This window comes from Limnothrix sp. HT2024 (assembly GCF_059138625.1).
Window position 1 is genome coordinate 3,735,273 of the sequence record NZ_CM181121.1, and the last position, 20,385, is coordinate 3,755,657.

At 57.5% G+C, this 20,385-nt stretch carries 16 protein-coding genes; 7 read left to right on the plus strand and 9 right to left on the minus strand.

The window, feature by feature from the left end; translation table 11 throughout:
- Window positions 1–49: 49 nt before the first annotated feature.
- Window positions 50–355: a hypothetical protein gene (locus AC2IAX_RS15245; protein WP_494388233.1), complete on the minus strand. Its 306-nt coding sequence runs from the start codon at window positions 353–355 to the stop codon at window positions 50–52.
- A gap of 468 nt (window positions 356–823) precedes the next feature.
- Between AC2IAX_RS15245 and AC2IAX_RS15250 the strand changes: the two genes are divergently transcribed.
- Complete coding sequence (locus AC2IAX_RS15250) at window positions 824–2,050, plus strand: DUF790 family protein (protein WP_494388234.1); 1,227 nt, start codon at window positions 824–826, stop codon at window positions 2,048–2,050.
- 153 nt (window positions 2,051–2,203) lie between these two features.
- On the opposite strand, the gene AC2IAX_RS15255 is transcribed toward AC2IAX_RS15250, so the two are convergent.
- Together AC2IAX_RS15255 and AC2IAX_RS15260 are read right to left on the minus strand one after the other, a co-directional pair.
- Window positions 2,204–4,297 (minus strand): phosphodiester glycosidase family protein, encoded by a 2,094-nt coding sequence (locus tag AC2IAX_RS15255; protein ID WP_494388235.1) that lies wholly within the window; start codon window positions 4,295–4,297, stop codon window positions 2,204–2,206.
- Between the two features lie 104 nt (window positions 4,298–4,401).
- Window positions 4,402–4,596, minus strand: coding sequence for a cation transporter (locus AC2IAX_RS15260; protein WP_494388236.1), 195 nt, complete (start codon window positions 4,594–4,596; stop codon window positions 4,402–4,404).
- Window positions 4,597–4,750: 154 nt separating this feature from the next.
- Here AC2IAX_RS15260 and AC2IAX_RS15265 point away from each other — a divergent pair, with 154 nt between their 5' ends.
- Both AC2IAX_RS15265 and AC2IAX_RS15270 read left to right on the plus strand, forming a co-directional pair.
- Entirely contained in the window at window positions 4,751–5,617 is an 867-nt protein-coding gene (locus AC2IAX_RS15265; protein ID WP_190354140.1) for a branched-chain amino acid ABC transporter permease, read from the plus strand.
- A gap of 350 nt (window positions 5,618–5,967) precedes the next feature.
- Window positions 5,968–7,122 (plus strand): helix-turn-helix domain-containing protein, encoded by a 1,155-nt coding sequence (locus AC2IAX_RS15270; protein WP_494388237.1) that lies wholly within the window; start codon window positions 5,968–5,970, stop codon window positions 7,120–7,122.
- 9 nt (window positions 7,123–7,131) lie between these two features.
- Here the strand turns inward: AC2IAX_RS15270 and AC2IAX_RS15275 are convergent, their stop codons facing one another.
- A complete protein-coding gene (locus AC2IAX_RS15275; protein WP_494388238.1) occupies window positions 7,132–7,389 on the minus strand; it encodes a hypothetical protein in 258 nt (85 codons plus the stop codon).
- A gap of 265 nt (window positions 7,390–7,654) precedes the next feature.
- Here AC2IAX_RS15275 and cofH point away from each other — a divergent pair, with 265 nt between their 5' ends.
- The 3 genes from cofH to AC2IAX_RS15290 all read left to right on the plus strand — a co-directional run bounded on the left by cofH (window position 7,655) and on the right by AC2IAX_RS15290 (window position 12,171).
- Window positions 7,655–8,926 carry a 7,8-didemethyl-8-hydroxy-5-deazariboflavin synthase subunit CofH gene (gene cofH, locus AC2IAX_RS15280; protein ID WP_494388239.1) on the plus strand — a complete coding sequence of 424 codons (1,272 nt, stop codon included), beginning with the start codon at window positions 7,655–7,657 and terminating at the stop codon, window positions 8,924–8,926.
- Window positions 8,927–9,011: 85 nt separating this feature from the next.
- On the plus strand, window positions 9,012–10,070 hold the full coding sequence (locus tag AC2IAX_RS15285) for a hypothetical protein (RefSeq protein ID WP_494390409.1): 1,059 nt from the start codon (window positions 9,012–9,014) through the stop codon (window positions 10,068–10,070).
- Between the two features lie 292 nt (window positions 10,071–10,362).
- Window positions 10,363–12,171, plus strand: a complete 1,809-nt coding sequence (locus AC2IAX_RS15290) for a ShlB/FhaC/HecB family hemolysin secretion/activation protein (protein ID WP_494388240.1) — start codon at window positions 10,363–10,365, stop codon at window positions 12,169–12,171.
- A 161-nt stretch (window positions 12,172–12,332) separates the two neighbouring features.
- Here AC2IAX_RS15290 and AC2IAX_RS15295 read toward each other — a convergent pair whose 3' ends face one another.
- Complete coding sequence (locus AC2IAX_RS15295; RefSeq protein ID WP_393011637.1) at window positions 12,333–12,515, minus strand: hypothetical protein; 183 nt, start codon at window positions 12,513–12,515, stop codon at window positions 12,333–12,335.
- Window positions 12,516–13,515: 1,000 nt separating this feature from the next.
- On the opposite strand from AC2IAX_RS15295, the gene AC2IAX_RS15300 reads away from it, so the two are divergent.
- Window positions 13,516–14,763 (plus strand): calcium-binding protein, encoded by a 1,248-nt coding sequence (locus AC2IAX_RS15300; RefSeq protein WP_494388241.1) that lies wholly within the window; start codon window positions 13,516–13,518, stop codon window positions 14,761–14,763.
- Window positions 14,764–15,015: 252 nt separating this feature from the next.
- Here the strand turns inward: AC2IAX_RS15300 and AC2IAX_RS15305 are convergent, their stop codons facing one another.
- From AC2IAX_RS15305 to AC2IAX_RS15320, 4 genes are all read right to left on the minus strand, one after another.
- Window positions 15,016–15,264, minus strand: coding sequence for a hypothetical protein (locus tag AC2IAX_RS15305; RefSeq protein ID WP_190354146.1), 249 nt, complete (start codon window positions 15,262–15,264; stop codon window positions 15,016–15,018).
- Window positions 15,265–15,569: 305 nt separating this feature from the next.
- Complete coding sequence (gene larE, locus AC2IAX_RS15310) at window positions 15,570–16,439, minus strand: ATP-dependent sacrificial sulfur transferase LarE (RefSeq protein WP_494388242.1); 870 nt, start codon at window positions 16,437–16,439, stop codon at window positions 15,570–15,572.
- A 139-nt stretch (window positions 16,440–16,578) separates the two neighbouring features.
- On the minus strand, window positions 16,579–17,328 hold the full coding sequence (locus AC2IAX_RS15315) for a hypothetical protein (protein WP_494388243.1): 750 nt from the start codon (window positions 17,326–17,328) through the stop codon (window positions 16,579–16,581).
- A gap of 644 nt (window positions 17,329–17,972) precedes the next feature.
- The gene (locus AC2IAX_RS15320; protein WP_494390410.1) at window positions 17,973–19,994 is read right to left on the minus strand and encodes an FAD-dependent oxidoreductase; all 2,022 of its coding nucleotides are present in this window, start codon (window positions 19,992–19,994) and stop codon (window positions 17,973–17,975) included.
- Between the last annotated feature and the right edge of the window lie 391 nt (window positions 19,995–20,385).

The following is a 20,385-nucleotide window of genomic DNA, read 5'->3' on the forward strand; positions in this document are numbered from 1 at the left end:
AGAATCGCTCAGAAATCGCTCAGGAATTGCCCCTGAATTTTGCGCCCGCCTAAATGGCTTCTTGCCAGGGAAAACCGCTACCGTTGCCATCGCCCAAAGGCAACGTCACGAAGGGAATACCATTGGCAAAGATTGAAAGATGGCGGGCCACATTCAAGGCTGTGATTGGTTCTGCCAGTGCGCCATAAAGACCCAACAATTTTTCAGCAACCGATCGATTGGGACAGTGAATTTCCAAGGTTCGCCACCGCCGCCGAATTCGACATTGGCGCAAAATTTGCAGGCGGCGGTTCAGGTCAGGATCTTCGCGGTAAAAATCCAAAATGACGCGCCCAAAGTCGAGGTTGAAATTCATAGTCTATTCTCCCGCGATCGAAACGGGCGATCGCCCTCATCACACAATGATGGTCGGTGGCGATTCCCATGGGCATCACCTTGGGTGGCTGGGGATTAGGAGCCAATAACCGTATTTCGATTGAAACGCGCTTTCGGAAAGGCGGCCAGGAACTGAAAAAAGAGTTCACGACCGGTTGCACCTCGTTACGAAAATCGTTAAAGTCCGCAATTTTCCGTTTCAATTGAAATGGATGAACCTAAATTGGCGGGATCCACTGATCGGCGGCCGATTCAAAGCTGATCAGAATCTGAGTAATTTGATTAATCTCATCAAAACTTGAGCGATACGTGGTCAAATGCCGGCCGATCGCTGGTTAAAATTTGGGCCGCTTGCAGTCACGTGTTGTCCAGTTCAAAAGCGCACAAAATTGCATCAAATTGCACAAATTGACGAAAAATTACGGTCGATCGGGGTGAATCGAGACGAATGCTGCCATCGGAGCTATTAATTCATCGAAGACGCGGCGAACAAATTATCCCGAAGCGCTTGCCTGTGGGCCCCGAGTCTCTCAGCCAAGCCCAGGCCACAATCGCCCAATTTCAAGCGGCCGTGGGTCAGCCCAAATTGCAACTCGATCGCGCCTTGGCTGAGTTAGAAGGTACTAGCCCCGATTTCAAGGTGCAGCGGGGATTTGCCCATTTATTGGAGTCGGGATTTTCGACTTTTGAAGTGGTCAGCCCGATCGAACCGTTGGCCCTGCGTCAACGGGTCTTTGCCTTGGCCAATGCTCAGCCACCCAGCCGCGATCGCGCTTTGGCCATTTGGGAACAGGTAGCCCGGGAGTTGTCCACGGAGGGCGATCGGGAAGTTTTGCCCTCGGAATTACAGCAATCTTTATATGCTGATTTGCCCCAAAACCGAATTTTGACGCAATTTGATCCTCCCACCCCCGAAGCCCTGATCCATCGCTATAATCTGTCCCAAGTTCAGGGAATTTTCTATCGCGCCAGTCACCTAAAAATTGATGCCTATCGCAATGATCCCGGCGAGTATAAATTGCTTTTTCGCTATTTAAAACTCTTTCAGTTAATGACCTATATTGAAGGCGATGAAGATACGGGATTTACGATTAGTGTGGATGGGCCCGCCAGCTTGTTCAAAGCCAGCACACGCTATGGTTTATCGCTGGCAAAGGCGATCCCGGCCCTGTTGCATGTGACGAAATGGCGAGCAATGGCCACCTTGCAGGATCCCGATCCCCTCACCCGATCGCCCCAAGAACGGTTCTATGAACTGACGGCGGATTGTGGACTGGTCAGTCATTACCCAGCCGGTAAACCCTTTGACAGCTTGATTGAAGAATCTTTTGCCAAGCGCTGGGAAAGCACCAAAACCGATTGGAAACTGGAACGCGAAGTGAACCTGATTCCCATCCCTGGCAGCGTGGCCATTCCGGATTTTCGGTTGGTGCATCCCGACGGGCGATCGTGGATCTTAGAAATTGTTGGCTATTGGCGACCGGACTATCTGCGCAAAAAGTTCGCGCAGGTGATCAAGGCCGATCGCCCCGATTGGGTTTTGGCCATTTCCGAACGCTTAAACCTAGAAAAGGCGGGTCTCGATGCGCGTCAATTGCCGGCCAAGGTGATTTGGTTTAAGGATCGGTTGGCTCCCAAGGCGGTTTTGGAGGCGATCGGGGAAACCGATCCCTAGGGGCGAAAACACCGATCGCCTAGGAGGATGTTTGAAAAGTATCTTTTGGCCTGTGCCAAACACCAATAGTTGTGGGGGCAAGATGCTCAAGCCCCTTGTCTACGTCGATCGCTGGAGCGGACAGAGTAGCAATTTTGGCTTTTCAGACATCCTCTAGGGACTGTTGAGGAAAATGCCCAACGCACCATGGACTCGGGCCGCACTGCGGGATGGGCGATCGACAATCCGCCCACCCACCACCAACGTGGTAGAACTGCCGCCATCAAGATTCACCCCGTTCACAATCCCCATTTGCCGCATCAATTGCGCCATTTCCGAGAGCGACGGGCCGCGACCGCCCACGCGATTTTGCACAGCCACCACCAACAACCGACCATCGGCCGTTTGTCCAAAGCCACTGCGCGCCGCCAACTCCACAATGAAGGCATCGCTGAAGCCTTCGCGCTTGGCATCCAAGACAATTTGCCCGTTTTGCAGCATCAGGGGGCCAGCGGCAATGATCTGGGGTAGGCCGTCAAAGCCGCTGGGGGTGCTGCTACTTTGCAACCGCAGGGTGGTTCCCACGGGCAGGGCCGCCGCCACGCTGGAGAGCGATCGCGCCACCAACAGATAGCCATTGGCCGGAATCGGAAAATTGCTGCTGCCGGCCGGGCCCCCCGTGAGCTGTTGCGCCACCCGATCGCCCTGCACCAAAATGCCCAATTCCCCATCGCTGAGGGTTTTGTAGCTGCTGCCCCAATCGCTGGTGTAGCGAGCGATGCCCCCTTGAATGTAGCCACTGTTGAGGGTGGTGAGCGTCCAATTTTGGCTGCCAGCGCTGATTTGCTCCCGCAATTGCAGGCGATCGAACAAGAACTGTCCCGCATCATTCCAGCCCACGGCCCCACGCCCCAAAATGGGGCCCGACAGCCACCGGCCATCGCGCCGCAGGGCCCCCAAGGGCAGTTGGGTGTTGCGGTTGAAGTAACCGCCATTGATGCCGGCGGGCGCTTCCCACTGGCGGATGGTTTGCACGAGGGGGGCAATACCCGTTTGGCCGGCCGCATTGGGCGGCAGGGGCCGCAGCCGCAGGCCCGGCTGGCGCGGGTTCAGCTCCAGCCACTGCACCGGAAACCGAGCAGACCCAAGGCTCAGGTATTGCTGCCGCCAGGTGAGGCCATTGGCCCAGGCGATCGAACGGCTGGGGAGCCAATCGGGCCGCAGATCAATCACCAAGCGATCGGGCTGCACCAGGGTGAACGCCCTGGGCCGCGATCCGCTGGGGATGGGAATGCGAACGATGGTGCGGTTCCCGGCGGCGGTGATGTCGAGGGTGCTGCTGTTGGGCGGCAGGGCCGATCGGGCATCGAGGGCCACGATCAGGGTGCTGCCGTCTTCTTCCAGTTGCACCGCCGTGGGCCGATCGAAGTCCAGCACATAGCGCGGGCCCCAAGCCTGATTGCCTTGGCGCAAGGCTCGGAGGGTGGAAACGGCGGCGGTGATGTCCAGGGTGCTGCCGTTGGGCCGCAACTGCCATCCCCGATCGCGGGCCCAATCGGTGATATCCAAATAGCGAAAAGCACCCACCTGCCGAGCCGCCAAGGTCACGGGCATGGGCGAAAACCATTGGATTGGCTGGCGATCGGGCGCATTGGTATCCAGCAAGTCAGCCCCCACCAACTGGGCGATCGCCCCGTCGGATAGGCCAATGCGGGTTTGGCCGTTTTCGCTCCAGCGGGCCCAACTGGCCCAACTGTTGGGAATCGATCGCCCATTCACCGTGATTTGGGTGCTGGTTTCCGCCCCGGCCGCCACTTGGGCAATCACCGACAGCGGCAACAGGGAGTCGGCCTCGCTCAAGGACTCGGAACCGGTGAATTCAGAACCGTTTGACACAGAACCGTTTGACACAGAACCGTTTGACACAGAACCCATCGATCCAAAATTTGCTGATTTTCCAGACTCTTTTGCTAATTCAGCGGCTAATTCTGAATTGGTGGATTCAGAATCCATGGGCCCAGATGCTGCACTGGGTAAGGCGATCGGGGCAACAGACTTCAGGCTAGCGGCTTGCATCCGGGGTTGGGGAGCCGTTTGGGCCAGGCCAGGCATTGCCCCCCACCCCAGGACGATCGCCCCACCCACCCCCAGCCACCAGCGGCCAAGGCCAGTTTGGTTGGATTGCTGACCCGATCGCCCGTAGCCACACCGGCTTGATCGACCTTGTGCTTGCTTGCTTTGCACCGTTGTCACCCCCATTCCTGCCATGACTGCAAATTACCGATCGCCAGTCCACTGATTGCCCATCGATCAATCCCGATCGCCCGATCGCCCCGCCCTGCTCGCCGCCCCCGTCAGCGATGGGCCGTTGATTAGCCCACGGGAAAGCCCGCCGCCTCGATCGCCTTGCGAATCGTGCCTTCCGCCGACTGGGTTTCCACAATCACCTGCTTGGTGGCCGGATCGCCCTGCACCGTCGCTTGGGGATCCACCTCCTGCACCGCGCGGGTAATGGCCGCCGCACAGGAAGCACAGGCCATGCTCGGAACCGTAAATTGCAGTGTCATAGACTCTTGAAAATGACGTTGAAATTGCCTTGAAACCACATTGAACAAGCACGCTCCAAGAGCGCGGCCGGGGCGCAAGCCAATTTCCAGACGCTTGGCCAAGCGGTACACTGGCAACCGTCGCCCAGCCTAGCATTATCGCCCTCGATCGCTCATGGATCTGCAACTGGTTCAGTTTCTAATTAACGGGGTCGCCGTCGGCTGCATCATCGCCCTTGCCTCCGTGGGTTTAACCCTCACCTACGGCATTTTGCGCTTGTCAAACTTCGCCCATGGGGACTTGATGACCCTCGGAGCCTACTTGGCTTGGGTTGCCAACAGCGCGGGGGTAAATATTTGGCTAGCGATCGCCCTCGGAGCCGTGGGCACCATTGGCGTGTCCCTGCTGAGCGAAGTGGCGATTTGGCAGCCCATGCGCCAACGCCGCGCCAACTCCACCACCTTGATCATCATTTCGATCGGGGTGGCCTTGTTTCTCCGTAACGCGATCGTCCTGATTTGGGGTGGCAACAACCAAAACTATGACCTACCTGTGGCCGCAGCCTTTGACCTGTGGGGGCTGAAGGTCAAGTTTTACAACATTGTGGTGGTGGGTTTGGCGGCCCTGGCGATCGCCGGGTTGCATTACCTCCTGCAAAACACCAAGGTCGGCAAAGCCATGCGGGCCGTGGCCGATGACGTGGACTTGGCGCGGGTGACCGGCATCAACGTGGATTGGGTGGTGCTGTGGACTTGGATCATTGCCGCTGGTCTGACGGCTTTAGGTGGCGGTATGTATGGGCTGCTAACGGCCGTGCGACCGAACATGGGCTGGTTTTTGATTGTGCCGATGTTTGCCTCGGTGATTTTGGGCGGCATTGGTAATCCCTACGGGGCGATCGTGGGTGGCCTGGCGATCGGGATTGCCCAGGAAGTCAGCACCTATTGGCTGCCCACGGAATACAAGATGGCTGTGGCCCTGGTGATGATGGTTTTGGTGTTGCTGGTGCGGCCGCAAGGTCTGTTTCGGGGCACAACCTAAGAATGGCAGCCTGAGCAATCAAGACAAGCTCAAAAAGACAAACTCGAAAAAACAAACTCGAAACACAAGATCCGCAGGCCACTATTGCGAATCGATCGGCCAGCTTGCGATATATCGGCAACCGTTGCATAACCCCGATCCGGTTGACTTTCCCCCATCCGCTGACGGCCGTTTCGGCAGTTTGAAGCATCACAGCGGCGCAAGGATGCGGAAAAACAGTAGCAGTTGCTACATCAGTCTTGACGAATTCCGTTCGCAATTGCCGTTATTTAACGCGCTCGCCTGGAAATTCTCCTGAAACTGGCCCCACCCACTGGAAGCAGTAGATCAGCCAGCCAGGAGGGGATTTCATGCTTGCTCAAGCCACACCGCCAGGGTTACCAGATACCCAACCAACGGATGTTTTGTTGGGGCAAATTGAAGCGGAACTAACGCGCAGTTTGGTTTATCAGCAGGCGATCGCCTCCTTGCAGGATTTGTTGGGTGAATCGGCGGAGGCGGCTCGTCGGGTCTTGGTGATGGTGGGACGGGAGGCGGCGCGGCTTGCGTTGCACTGCGGCCAGTCGATGGCCATGCCGATCGCCCTGCAAGAGCCAATGACTCCGGCCGCCGGTTTAGCGATCGCCCGCCAACAGGCTGGGGCGATTGGTCTTTGGCCGGATCCCACCATGGTGCCGGCCCCCACTGACAACCCTTTTGATTTGCCTGAGTTGTTGATGAACGTGTTTGAAGGAACTTGGGCCAAGCCGGATTACCAGAACACCGCTACCCAGCAGCCGATCATTGATGCCATGCCCCAGGGAAAAGCACCCCGGAAAACAGAGCGAAACGGCTCAGGGCTGAGTGATTCAGGTTTGAACAATTCAGCCCTGAATCATTCACAGTTCAACGATGTAGCACCCAAGCCTCTGAGCAATCCCCTAAGCAGTCCCCGATCGGTCGTCACCATTACCCTACCGGAGATGGATCCCATGGATTGGGATGAGAGTTTGCGGGCCATGGGTCGCACCTTGGCCGAGGTTCGGCAACAGTTGGGCTTCAACTTGGAACAAATCCATGTGCGCACCCATATCCCTTTGCGCCATTTACAGGCGATCGAGTCCGGTGACCTGAGCCGCTTACCGGAGCAAATCTATGTACGGGGTTTTGTGCAGCGCATGGCGGAAGCATTGGGCCTGGATGGCAAGGCATTGGCGGCCGCGTTGCCCCGAACGGAATCGGTGGCGGTGGTTCCCGATTGGTCGCAGCGCGATCGCAGCACCAATCCTGCTTTGGAACTGAAGCCTTGGCATCTCTACGCGGGCTATGGGGTGATGGTGGCCAGTGGGTTGGCTTGGGTTTCCCATTCGGCTCCTGGTGCCAGTTCGCAACCGCTCAAGCCGGTGATTCTCGATCGGGAAGCGGTGGTGTCTCCGCCCACCAAATCCGACCAGCCCCAAGCGGCTCCCGCCACGGAGGCCGAAACCCTGGATTCTTTCATTGCTCCGCCGGAAGCCACGCGCTAGGGCTTGTCGTCAAATTGCCTGAAACTCTGATTCCACCGTGCCGAGATCGTGGAGGGGCAAGGGGCTTAGGGCTTGTCGCCAAATTGCCTGAAACCCTAATTCCACCGTGCCGAGATCGTGGAGGGACAAGGGGCTTAGGGCTTGTCGCCAAATTGCCTGAAACCCTGATTCCACCGTGCCGAGATCGTGGAGGGACAAGGGGCTTAGGGCTTGTCGCCAAATTGCCTGAAACCCTGATTCCACCGTGACGAGATCGTGGAGGGACAAGGGGCTTAAGCCCCTTGTTTAGGGTGGTTAGGGTATGGAAGATCAACCATTTTCACGGGATTCCAGGAAATGATGACCGGCCCTAGGTTCAAGGCTGCCCGATGGGCTGATCCTGGGGGCAAAATTTTGGGTGCAATCTTGGGCGAATCCGGGATGGTGGAGCGGTTGCGCTGCTCTGGCCCTGGGCGATCGCCTGAAAATTAACCATCTTTAGCCATCCGTTGATTAGCCCTTAAACTGGCCATCATTGCGTTTGGCTTCCCCTATGATGGCTTCGATCGCCCCATCTCCCGCCCAGTTGGCAGCATTTGATCAGGCCCTGGAACGGGCTTTGGCTGGTGCGTTGCTGTCGCCCTCTGAAGGGTTGGCGTTGCTGGAAACGGCCTATCAATCCAAGGATTCGGCCCCGCGCGATCGGCTGCGATCGGTGGCGGATCAGCTTCGGCAGCAACAGGCCGGCGAAACGGTCACCTACGTGATCAACCGCAATATTAATTTCACCAATATTTGCGAGCAGCATTGCAATTTCTGTGCGTTTCGGCGGGATGCGGATCAGGTGGGGGCCTATTGGCTCGATCGGGCGCAAATTTTGGAAAAAGCCGCCGACGCGGTGGCCCGGGGAGCCACGGAAATTTGTATGCAAGGGGGATTGAACCCCGAAGCAAAACATCAAGGGCGATCGCTGGATTACTACTTGCAACTGGTGCGATCGATTAAAGACACCTTTCCCCAACTGCATCTGCACGCCTTTTCGCCCCAGGAAGTGCAATTTATTGCCCGGGAAGATGGGCTGTCCTTGGCGGCTGTGATTGGGGCCCTGCGAGACGCGGGGGTGGGGTCAATGCCCGGCACGGCGGCGGAAGTGTTGGTGGATTCGGTGCGGCGGATTTTGTGCCCAGAAAAAATCAACAGTGCCACCTGGTTAGAGATTGTGGAAACGGCCCATCGCCTGGGGTTGCCCACCACCAGCACCCTGCTCTCGGGTCACATTGAAACCCCCGCTGAACAAATCGCCCATTTGGAACACCTGCGATCGCTCCAGCACCGATCGCGCGATCGGGGCGATCGGGGGATCACGGAGTTTATTCTGCTGCCCTTCGTGGGCCAGGACGCACCACCGGCCTTGCGGCGACGGGTGGGCCGCGATCAGCCAATTCTGATCGATGCCCTCATCTTGATGGCCGTGGCGCGGTTGTACCTAGGCCCGGTGATTGCCAACCACCAGCCCAGTTGGGTGAAGTTGGGTCTGGCGGGAGCCACCGAAGCCTTGCGTTGGGGTTGCAATGATTTGGGCGGAACCCTGATGGAAGAGCACATCACCACCATGGCCGGAGCCACGGGCGGGACTTGCCAAAGCCCGGAGGATTTGCGCGGGGCGATCGCCGCCTTGGGCCGACCGGCTCGCCAGCGGGACACCCTCTATGAAGTGATCGACGGCCCAATCAGTAGCCCAAGTAGCCCAATCAATGGCCCAATCAACGGGGCAACCGATCCCGCCATCGACGGGGCGATCGATCCTTCCCGATCGGCCGCATAATGATCCGGCTGTTGCGATCGCCCGCACCCCCATGGACTATCCCGATGCAATGCCCGCCGACTTGGCCCCCGACGCGATCGAGCCGGTGGCCCGCCCACCCTTAACCACCGAGGATTTGGAGTCACCCACAGATCTGAGTTTGCAGTTGCCGGATCCGGAAGACGACAAAATCAGCTTCAGCGATTTTCAAATCCAAATTGACAATGCCTGGCGTGTTTGCGATCGCTTCGACCTGCAAACGGATATTTGGCGGGGACGGATTTTGCGGATTGTGCGCGATCGGGAAAAACGCAGCGGTGATGGCCGGGGCACGGGCTTCCTGAACTGGCTGAAGGATCGTGAAATCAGCAAAAGTCAAGCCTATAGCCTGATTGAGCTGGCCGACAGCGCCGATCGGCTAATGGATCAAGACGCGCTGGAACCGGAAACCCTTCGCCACTTCAGCAAGCGTGCCTTTGTGGCCACGGCCAAAGCCCCCGCCGAAGTGCAGCACATGGTGGTGGCCGCGGCTCATCAGGGCGATCGGATCGCCACCAACACCGTTCGTCGCCTCACCGATGAGTGGCAGGCCGCCACCTCCGAGCTGCTGCCCGAAAACATTCGCATCAAAGCCGCCGAACATTCCCTCCCGGCCCGCTACCTTGCGCCCCTGGTGCGGGAAATGGAAAAACTCCCTGAAGTGCATCAGGTGGCCCTGCGCGAGGAAATTGAAGACCAACCGGACAAAGAAACGGTGAAACAGGCCACGGCCCAAGCCAAGTTTCTGGCGCGATATTTGGATGCGGCCACGCGAGTTGCGGCACTCGATCGCCCGGAACTGGATCTAGAACAGGCCCTGGAAGAAGCCCTGCGGCTCGGCAGCTTGAATTTGGCGGCGGACTTAGTGAACCAAGCGGCCCAACTGGAGCAGGCGATCGTCAAAACCTACAGCAGTTGGAAACGGGTGCGCGACCTGGCCGATCGACTCTGGGTGGATAGCGGAGCCAGCACCCCCCATCTCCGCAATCTGATTAGCTGCCTGGGAACCCTGTCCAGCGAGCAAGTCAGCGTTCCCCTGGCCGGTGGGGGCGATCGGGTCGTGCGCTTGCAAGTGCTGGAAGAAGCCGAAGTTGGGGCCGAAGTCGAACCATTCTCAGCGCCATAAACCAGTATCTAACGGATATCAAAAGCCAAGGCAAGATGATTGGGTTTATGAATTAAATTTGCCAATTTGATGGATCAGGTGAATTTTCAAAACCGATTCAATCATTTGGAGAAAATCATCCCTCCTATTGCCGAAAAATGCCCAAAAATCGACAAAAGCGCTCATCGTCGTCAATAGTTAGAATCACGCAGGATCCGTGAGGATCCATCGCTAGGCAATTACTAAACCGCATGTCAAAATCGCGATGATGGTTGACGGCGGCACAGTACTTGCGCAGACGGTGACATGGGTTATGGCAACGAAACGGACGAACGTGAAGATGGCATTAGGGCGAATCGCGATCGCCCAAGGCCTGGGATCCTTGCTGTGGGCGGGGGGGCTGTGGGGGCCGATCGCACCGAGTTGGGCGATCGAACCCGAAGCCACCCAAAGGCCCCAACGGCTGGCCCAATTGCCCCCCGACACCCGCCCGGTTCCTGACCTCAACCGCGATCGGTTTCCCCAAACGGGCCCAGACCCGCTGCAACCCCTGCCGGCCGATCGCCCCGCGATCGACTCGCCCAACCCGATCACGCCACCCCAAACGGCGGATCCCAATGCGCCCCGCTTTTTGGTGAAGCGAATTGTGGTGGAAGGCAGCACCTGGCTTTCGGCCGCCGAACTGGCCGCCCTGACCCAACCCAGCGAAGGCCGCGAACTCACCCTCAGCGAACTGCAATCCTTGGCTGACAGCATCACCCAGCGCTATTTGGACGCGGGCTATCTCACCTCCCGCGCCTACGTGCCTGAACAGACGATCGGCCCCGATGGGATTGCCAAAATCGCCGTCATTGAAGGCTATCTCTCGGATATTCGGATTGAAGGAACCCAGCGCCTCAGCCAAAATTACCTGCGATCGCGCATTCAACTGGGAGCCGGTCGCCCCCTCAACGCCGCCCACCTGGAAGACCAACTGCGACTGCTGAAGGCCAATCCACTGCTGGAGACGATCGAGGCCAGCCTGCGAGCCGGCAACGGCCCCGGCGAAAGTGTCCTCACCGTCCGAGTCACCGAAGCCAAAGCCTTGCGCGGCAGCATCAGCACCGACAACTACTCGCCCCCCAGCATTGGTTCCGAACGCGGCATCCTCGCCCTGCAATATCGCAATTTGACGGGCATTGGCGATGAAGCCAGCTTCAGCTACAGCCACACCTGGCAAGACGGAGCCGACGTGCTGGATTTTGGCTATCGTCTGCCCGTGAACCCCATGGAAGGCACGATCCAGTTTCGGTTCTCGCCCAACTGGAACGAAATTGTGCAGCCCCAGTTTGCGGAATTGGGAATTCGTGGCAAATCCCAACTGTATGAAGTGACTTACCGCCAGCCCCTCGTGCGATCGCCCCGCGAAGAATTTGCCCTTTCCCTCGGATTCAGTCACCAGCGCGGCCAAACCTTCCTGTTTGATGACGTGGGCTTTCCCTTTGGCATTGGCCCCGATGAAGACGGCCGCAGCATCACCAGCGTGTTGCGGTTTGGGCAAGATTACCTGCGCCGTGACCCCAATGGAGCCTGGTTGTTGCGATCGCAGTTCAACCTAGGAACCGGCCTGTTGGATGCCACCACCAACGACGGCGACGACCCCGACGGGCAGTTTTTGAGCTGGAATGGCACGGTTCAGCGAATTCAGCGTCTGAATCCCACCCATCTGCTGATTCTGCAAGCGGATTTGCAATTGGCCTTTGATGAATTATTAGCCTCACAGCAGTTTGTGATCGGTGGGGGCCAGTCCGTGCGCGGGTTTCGCCAAAACGTGCGATCGGGCGATAACGGCTTTCGGCTGTCCGTGGAAGATCGCATTACCCTGCTGCGCGACTCCTCCGGCGCGCCCACCCTCACCTTGGCTCCCTTCATTGATGCGGGGTATGTGTGGAACCACAGCACCAACCCCAACTCCATCCCAGATCAGCGGTTTCTGATCGGCGCGGGAGCAGGGCTGTTGTGGGAACCCTTCACGGATTTCCTGGTGCGTTTAGATTACGGTCTGCCGTTGGTGGATTTGGACGATCGCGGCTCCAATGCCCAAGATTCCGGAGTCTATTTCAGCGTCACCTACCGTTTCTAAATCGTCTTTGTGCCATTTTTCCTTTGAGTTTGATGGAGTTTGCTGCTGAAAACAATTCCCCGCTCGATCGACCGATCGGGCGGGGAAGCAATAAGCTGGAAACTTGAAAAAAAGGACAGGCACAACCAACGACCAGCACCCTGTAAAAGGGTCGCACAACATTACAGGTCGATCGGGGCCACCACTTCCACCAACTCCGCTTCTAACCGCAGGGATCCCGAGGGCATCTCTTCCACCTCAGCCCGCTGCTGGCGAGCACCCCAGGCAATCAACCCCGGCAAAACCAAGCACAGCGCGCCGCTACCAATGCCGCACAGCGTAGCAATCGTCACTCCGCTATCCATAGCAACCCCTCCTGGCTTTGTATTGAGATTTGTATTGAAAACTAATTGGCTATGTTCGGTTCTGTTGTCAGGGAGCCGATGTCCAAAAGTCGGGTCAAGCTAAGTCAAGTTGAACGCTTTAACCTGAATTTCATTGTCGCTAAATTTCTGATCAAAACAGAAGGCTTTGGCGATTCAAAAAAGCTGTTTTGTGTATAAATTCCGCTAATGCTTGATGCCAATTGACTCCAATTATTAAGCAATAAATTCATAATTCTTTAAGATTTGAGACCCATTGCAGAGCCAAAGTTCTCAGATTTTTTTAAGACATTCCAAAAGAAAGAAACTTATGCCATCAGCCTTTGGGGGTATTGCTGGGCGGAGGGCGATCGACTCTGCCGAAGGGGGAAGGGGGCGATCGATCCGGGCGAGCATCAAAAAATTCCCGCTCATGACCTCAAAAATTGTCACAACACTTATTCCTAGCCGCAGGAGCGCCCTAAACAAGAGGCTGAACCCCCTTGCCCGCAAGATTTCGCAACGGTAGAACCGGGTTTTGGAGGATCTGAGAACAGGTTCTCCGCCCCAGACCGCAGGCTCAAAAGCAGCCCCCGATCGACGACTGAAACAAACCCTAGGCCAGTTGCGTCATTGGCTTCAGCAGTTACCGAGCAAAACCGCTCAAAAAGCCGGTTTTTGCCCGCTAAACGTTGGGTCAGGCTGTGGCGTTCATGGAAGCGGCTAACCATCCGCATCATGCCCAACTCAACTCGCGACAATCATCATTAGCTTTCATCACTCGCTCATCACTCGCTTGGATGCCTTGCTTCCGCGCTTCCGCAGGCTGTCCTGGGGTCGCTTGGCCCTTGGACGACAGCCAGCGGGTGGCGGCGCTTGGGTGACGATATGTAGATGTGTAGATGTCAGGTGCGAGCAGTCCTCGATCGACTTCCCGATCGGATGTTTGCCCCCGCCTGTTGCCGTCCTTCGTTTAGTTTTCCCTATCACCAGGAGTTGAATCATGCCTACCGTCACTGTTGCCGGGACGATCAATGCCGTTGATGCCAATAACAGCGGTCTCTATCCGTTACGCACTGTGCCCTTTGGGGAATACACGATCACGGGATTGACGGCAGGCAGCACCCAAATTGTCGCCTCAGCCAATGCCAGCACCCTCGATCCCTACCTGCAAGTTTTTAAGAAGAGCGGCACAACCTTGACCCTGGTGGCCGATAACTACGACTCTTCGCCCACCAACAAAAATTCCTTGGTGCAATTTGCCGCCGAAGCGGGAACCCAGTACGTGGTGCGAATTGCCCGCAGCAGCGCCGACGCTGGGGGGTTCAACCTACAAGTGACCAATGATGCCAGCGCCGTGATTGCGGGGCCCACGGCCGCCGGGACGGCGGATCTGTCGGTGGGTGACATCACGAGTCAATCCTTCGCGTTCCCCACCTTCCCCACGACAGCGGAACTAGCCTCGCCCAATGGCATTCCTAGCGGCCCTTCCGCAGGACGCGATGATCTGTCGGGGTTGCCCCTGTTTTACCTGTCTGACGATGCAGACAACACCAATTTGGGTGTGCGGGTCGAAACCAAGGGCTTCTTCGTGGTGGGCCTGAATGGCAACGACACCATTACTGGCTCCTCGGAGAATGATTTCTTCAACGGCAACCGGGGTAACGATGTGTTGCTGGGTGGGGATGGCATTGATCAAATTCGGGGCGGCAAAGACTCCGACAGCATTGATGGCGGCGCTGGCAACGAAATTATTCTCAATGGCAACGATGGCAACGATTTGGTGCGGGGCGGCGAAGGCAATGACACGGTGAATGGTGGCCGCAACTCCGATTTGCTGTTTGGGGACAATGGGGATGATCAACTGTCGGGCGATTTTGGCCAGGATATTCTGACCGGGGGCGCGGGGGCTGATTCCTTTGTGCTGCGGGCCGATCGCGACACCACGGCGGGCTTGTCCAACACAGCGACCAGTGCCAACAGCGCCGATATTGTGGCGGATTTTGTGCTGGGAACAGACAAGATTCGGCTGAACACGAGCGATAGCTTGACGCTGGAGAAGCTGAGTTTTGAGTTTGTGGCGATTAATGTGTCCACGGAAATCACCGGGGCCCTCACAACGGGGGTGAAAACGGGCACAGCGATCAAGGTCAATGACCCAACTTCGGCGGTGAATGGTCAGTATTTGGGTGTGGTGTTGGGAGTGTTGCCGGGGGCGCTGAATCAGTCGGCTAATTTTACGGTCGGTTAGCGCTTGGGGTGCTGGGTTGACGGTTCCCCCTTTGACCCTCCGCACCCGACCCTCTGTGCTTTGGCCTTAAAAAGGGGATGAACCCATAACGAGTTCATCCCCTATGAATTGATTGGGTCAAATTTGTTTAGTCAAACTTGCACCATTCAGATTGTCTGGAGCCGGCTGCGCTTGCTAATCACCCACGATTGATCTGTGATCTGAATCTGTGATCCGGTGAGGCACAGCAGCCGATCGCCAACCCTAGCCAGACTAAGGAGTCGTGGTGGGGCTGGGGCTAGCGGCGGGGCTAGCAGCAGGGCTAGCGGCGGGGCTGGCTTCGGGGCTAGCAGCGGGGCTAGCAGCAGGGCTGGCTTCGGGGCTAGCAGCGGGGCTGGCTTCGGGGCTAGCAGGGGCTTCACCGCCGCCACCACCGCAAGCGGTTGCCAGACCAGCAACCAAGCTTGCAGCCACAACACCACGGGCAACGCGGGAAACCAAAGTCTTCAGGGTAGATTTCATGTTTGTTGTCACTCCTCAACAGCACAAAATGGGGTAGTCAAATGAACCCGACTGTCATCTTAAACGATGCGATCGGGAATCCGGGTAATTTGGCGGAGATCAGATTCCTGAGGATTCTATGACAACCGCCGCAATGGAGGTCGTGACCGCTCTCCATTGGGTTTTGGTCACGTTAACCCATCGTTAACCAAGAAACCTAACGCTGATTCTAGATCGACCTGTCGCTTTTGGTACGACAAGCGGGGCATTCTCGTGCAATGGTAGTTCGATTTTGCACTTTTCCTCAGCGATCGGTTGTAATTCGCCTAGCGTTGTGGGCCTGCGGTGGCGGAAACGCCTGATGTGGCAACCGATGCAGCCCCTTGGGGCCAATTCAGGACGCGGTTGAGCTTGCCGCTCACGAGTCCTTCCAAGTCCAGGCAAACATACAAAAATCCCAGTTCTTGGAAATCTTGGACCAGGTTGGGCAGGTCGATCGCCCCCACAAAGTCCTTAATCAGCGCTGGCGGCAGTTCAATGCGGGCCGTGTCCCCCTCAGAACGCACCCGCAAATCGCGATAGCCCAACTGTCGGAGATAGCGCTCGGCTCGACCCACCCGCTGCAATTTTTCGAGGGTGATGGTTTCGCCGTAGGGAAAGCGGGAACTCAGGCAGGGCTGGGCCGGTTTGTCCCACCAGGGCAAGGCCAATTGCTTCGAGAGTTCGCGCACTTCGAGCTTGCTGATCCCCAGTTCGGCCAGGGGCGATCGCGCACCTCGTTCCTTGGCGGCCTGGATCCCCGGTCGGTAGTCCCGGAGATCATCCGCATTCACCCCATCCACCACGTAGGGATAGCCCCGGGCGATCGCGATCGGCTTTAAGGTGTCGTGTAGCTCGCTCTTGCAGAAATAGCAGCGATTGGTGGGGTTAGCGGCGTAGTTGGGGTTATTTAGCTCATGGGTTTGCACAATTTCATGGGCAATGCCGATGGCAGCCGCTTGGGCTTGGGCCTCCAGCAAGTCATCGGGCAACAGGGAAGGGGACTCGGCGGTGATGGCCACTGCGCGATCGCCCAGCACATCAAAGGCCACCTTGGCGACGAGGGTGCTGTCAATGCCACCGGAATAGGCAATGAGGGCACGATCCATCTCTTGAAACAACGATCGAAGGCGATCCAGTTTGGCGGTGACCGTCATTTACCCAGGCTCCATGGAACTTGCGAGAGAACTAGTTTAAAAGTTCCTTCGCGGCCTTTCCCAGCTATGCACACCCAATCTTGGATGTTTTGGGGTTATGGGGCCTTGGTGGTTTCAGGATGGTTTCAGCCACGGGGCGCTATTTGAAAAAGCCCGTGAACGTGTAGCCCACGCCCAACAGGAGGGCCACATCGGTGTTGTCGTCTAAGAAGGCGGCGGCCACTCGTCCGGTGGCTGTCCAGCGGTAGCTGAGGGGGACATCAATGCCGCCCGTGAGCGCAAAGCCCACGTCCGTGTCATCGCCGAAGAGGTCACTGATGGCCAAGCCGCCACCCACGAAGGGCACGATCGAGATGTCGCCCGTTTCCTGATTGCGAATGGGAAAATCGGCGGTTAGGGCAATTACCGAAGTGCCACCATTGCCCAAAATGCTGGCGTTGTGTAGGGAAAGGTTTTCGCTGAAAGCCGTTTTGCTCAGAAGGGCAAAGCCACCTTCACCCAGGGCGCTGGAGTCGTCATCGCCGCTCAGACCGATCGCTCCACCAACGCCGATGTAACTGAATTTGCCGCTAGTGCGGCGGCCATTGGCGGCGCGATCGGGCTGTTGAGCGAGCTGACCATCGAGATGCGAGTCCGCTTCCAAGGTGGCCGGGGCAACGGCGAGGGTGGGCACCGTTTCCTGTAGCCGGTTGGCCTGAGTGGAGGGCGCACCGAATTGATCAAGGGCGATCGGCTGGCGGCTGTCCTGCTCGGTGGCGGGCAAGTCTGCCGCCAATGATTCCGTCAGCTCAGCAGCGGGGGTTGCTTGGGCCGGTTGGCCAACGGCTCCTAACCCGATCGTGAACGCCAGGGCCAGGCCAGCCCGCTTGGGATCCAACATCAAAGGCATGGTTTTCACTCCTCCACAATCAACGGCAACAGACAGCCAAAAACAGACAACACCAAAACAAGCAACTGTTGAGCCGCCCATCGATGGAGACCTGTTGGGCGATGGGTTGAGCTGTGGGTTCGATCGTGATGGGTTGAACCGTGGGCAATCGGTTGCCAGCGGATTTAACCAGGTTCCACAGGTCTCAACAGGTCTCCATGGATATGGGCTGAGGGGTTAGCCCCTCCAGTTGCCGCGATTATAGGAATTGCCCTTTAGCGCGCCATGGGGCTAGTGCCAGCCCCCCATCTGGGCTAAGGGGGTTGGGCCAGTTGCCCGGCAGACTATGCCACTCATATGCCGCTCATGGGATGTCTGGCAGTTTTTGCCCTTGATTCCCACCATGCCTTTGCGCCACTAATTACGCCATCAATTCCCACCCCCGCTTCATATCCCCGATCGGGGCGATCGGTGGTCTGAGTTCGAGGGCGCTCTAGTAGCGTGGCTGCCTTAATTCGCTGGGTTAAATGACATGGCTGTTACCGTCACCCGATCGTTAAGCAGCAAGATGCTCAAGCCCCTTGTCCCCACAACTGGCTCCGCAACTTTGACCCAATGTATTAAGCCTGTCATGCTACTAGGCTGGGATCTCTGAGCTGAGGATTCTAAATTTGCAGCACCCCCTCCGGCCGAACCGTCAACAGGGTGCGGCGTTGTAACCCTTCCTCATGACAAATTTCATTGGCTGCCAGCAGGCCACTGCTAATGGCCCGTTCCATCAGACCGCAAGGGAAGGGCATTTTTACCCAATCACCCGCAAACATGAGGTTGCTTGCGCCCGATCGCGTGGCGGGGCGTTGGGAATAGCTGCCGGGAGGAAAGCCAGAGAAATTCTTTTGATTCACCAGCTCGCGATGCAAAATTGTGGCTCCCTTGAGGGCTGGCACCAACTCGTATAGCTCCTGCTCAAAGGTGGTGAGCAGGGCTTCTTGGGTGGGGAATTCGGCTTCTTTGTAGCAGTAGGCATGGAGTTCAACCACGCTGCCCCCTGTGCGATCGGCCCAGGCTTTGTAGTCCTCTTGGATTTTGTGATAGCGGGTGATGCTGTCCGTCAGTCGGTAGCCAGAGAGGGAGGTGAATTCGCTTTGATCCCAATCAAAATCGCGATCGAACCAAATGCGAGCCACCGCAAAGGGATCTGCCACGGCGAGCTGGGCCACTTGCGATCGGGTGGGTTCGGCCACATCCCCTTCGGCAATGTCAAACAGATGGCGAATGCCTTTCACATCCGCTGCGAACACAAAATAGTCCGCTTCCACCACCTGGCTCGGAGTCCGATCGACCGCTGCGGCCGCCAATTGCACCCGATCGCCCGATCGTTGCTCCACGTTGTAGCGAGCTAGGGGCTTGGTAGCGGGCCCCTGAAGCACCTTGCCCTCGCGATCGAACCGGGCCCCATGGCAAGGACATTGGAACGTGCCGTCCGCCTGGGGAGCCACCGTACAGCCCTGGTGGGTGCAGGTTAACGACAGCGCCGATCCCTCCGCCACCGCATAGACCTCATCGCCACCCCCAAAATATTCCGGGCGATGCGCTAGCGGTTGAGCTGTGACCGCCTGCTTGGTGACCGGCTGCTCGGTGGCCGCAGCCTCCTGGGTTTCTGGACGCTGGGCAGTGGCTTGGGTGCTGGCTTCATTCAGCGAACTGTGGCGATCGACCCAGAACGGAACTGGAATGGCGGATCCCGTTTGGCGATAGCTCAGGGACGTGATTTGTTGATCCTGCCACGCCACCCGATCGACCTGAGCATTGGCGATGACTTTGCCCCCATTGGCCTCGATCGCCCGCATCATCGGCTCCACCAACGTGCGGCCCATGTCCTGCTTCGTGCCGTTAAAGGCCAGCCCCTCCGGATTGCCAAAGAAATAAAAATGGAAAAACTGCATTAACTCGCCCGCACTCAGCACATCCGGCGAGTTGAGGGTGGATTTGCCAAAGGGTAGGAAATACAGGTCATATAGCCCCTTGGGGAAGTCATTGGCTGCCCAGTCTGTCACGGCGATCGAGTCAAGTTCCTCGTAAGTCTTCGTGGGTTCAAACCCCGTAATGGCCCGAAACACGGCCCAATGGGCAGGACTGGTGAGATTTAAGCCCCAACGAAACCGATTCGGCGAAGAAATGGCCAAATCGACAATATTCCAAGGGAAGGATGAATGGGTGGGGCGAAACACTTCCGGCGCGTAGGTTTCATCCTTGTACAGCACCGAATAGCGCTCTAGGGACAGAAAATCCTGACGGATGTTCATTTCCTCCGTCAGGGCCCACAAGTTGTAGTACTGCGGGAAAAAGCCATGGAACCCATGCTCCATCATCAGCGATTCACCATTGACCGTGATGGGCCAACTGGCGATTTTGCCGCCCAAGTGGGGCGATCGCTCCAGTAGCGTCACCACAAATCCGCGTCGGCTCAACTCATAGGCCGCTGCCAAACCCGCCAAGCCACCGCCGACCACAGCCACCCGTTTGGGGCGATCGTCCGGTAACCGCGTTGGCAATGTCAGGCGATCGGGCTGATATTGACTAGGCTCCGGCTTCATGAACCGCGAGTAGCCGAGGGCGCTGCCCACCGCACCCACACCAAGCAACTGCAAAGCTGTGCGACGCGAAAACGTTGATGCAGGATCCATTGATGCCGAGTCCGTTGATCCAGAATCCGCAGAATTCGGCTGGGGAAAAAGAGTCATGGGGAAAGGAAGACAGTAAACGGCACAAGTTACGGCACAAATTCCTGAACTTGCTCTTGAGCTGGCTCTTGAACTTGTTCAGGAACCGGTTTCCGAGTTGCCAACAGGGCCAAGTGGTGCGGCGGGCGCTTGGTGCTCCCCCTTTGCAGCCACTCGCGAATCCTAGCCTACGATTGTGCCGAATTCCCTGGGGTTCTGCCACCTACACCAGGCCTGGGGATCATGTGGTGGCCGTCCCTGTGCGATCGCCTCAGCCCTGGGCAACCATCGATCAAGGATCGATGAGAAATTGATGTCTGTCTGGTTCAGCCTGGCTCAACCTTGGTTTGAGTTG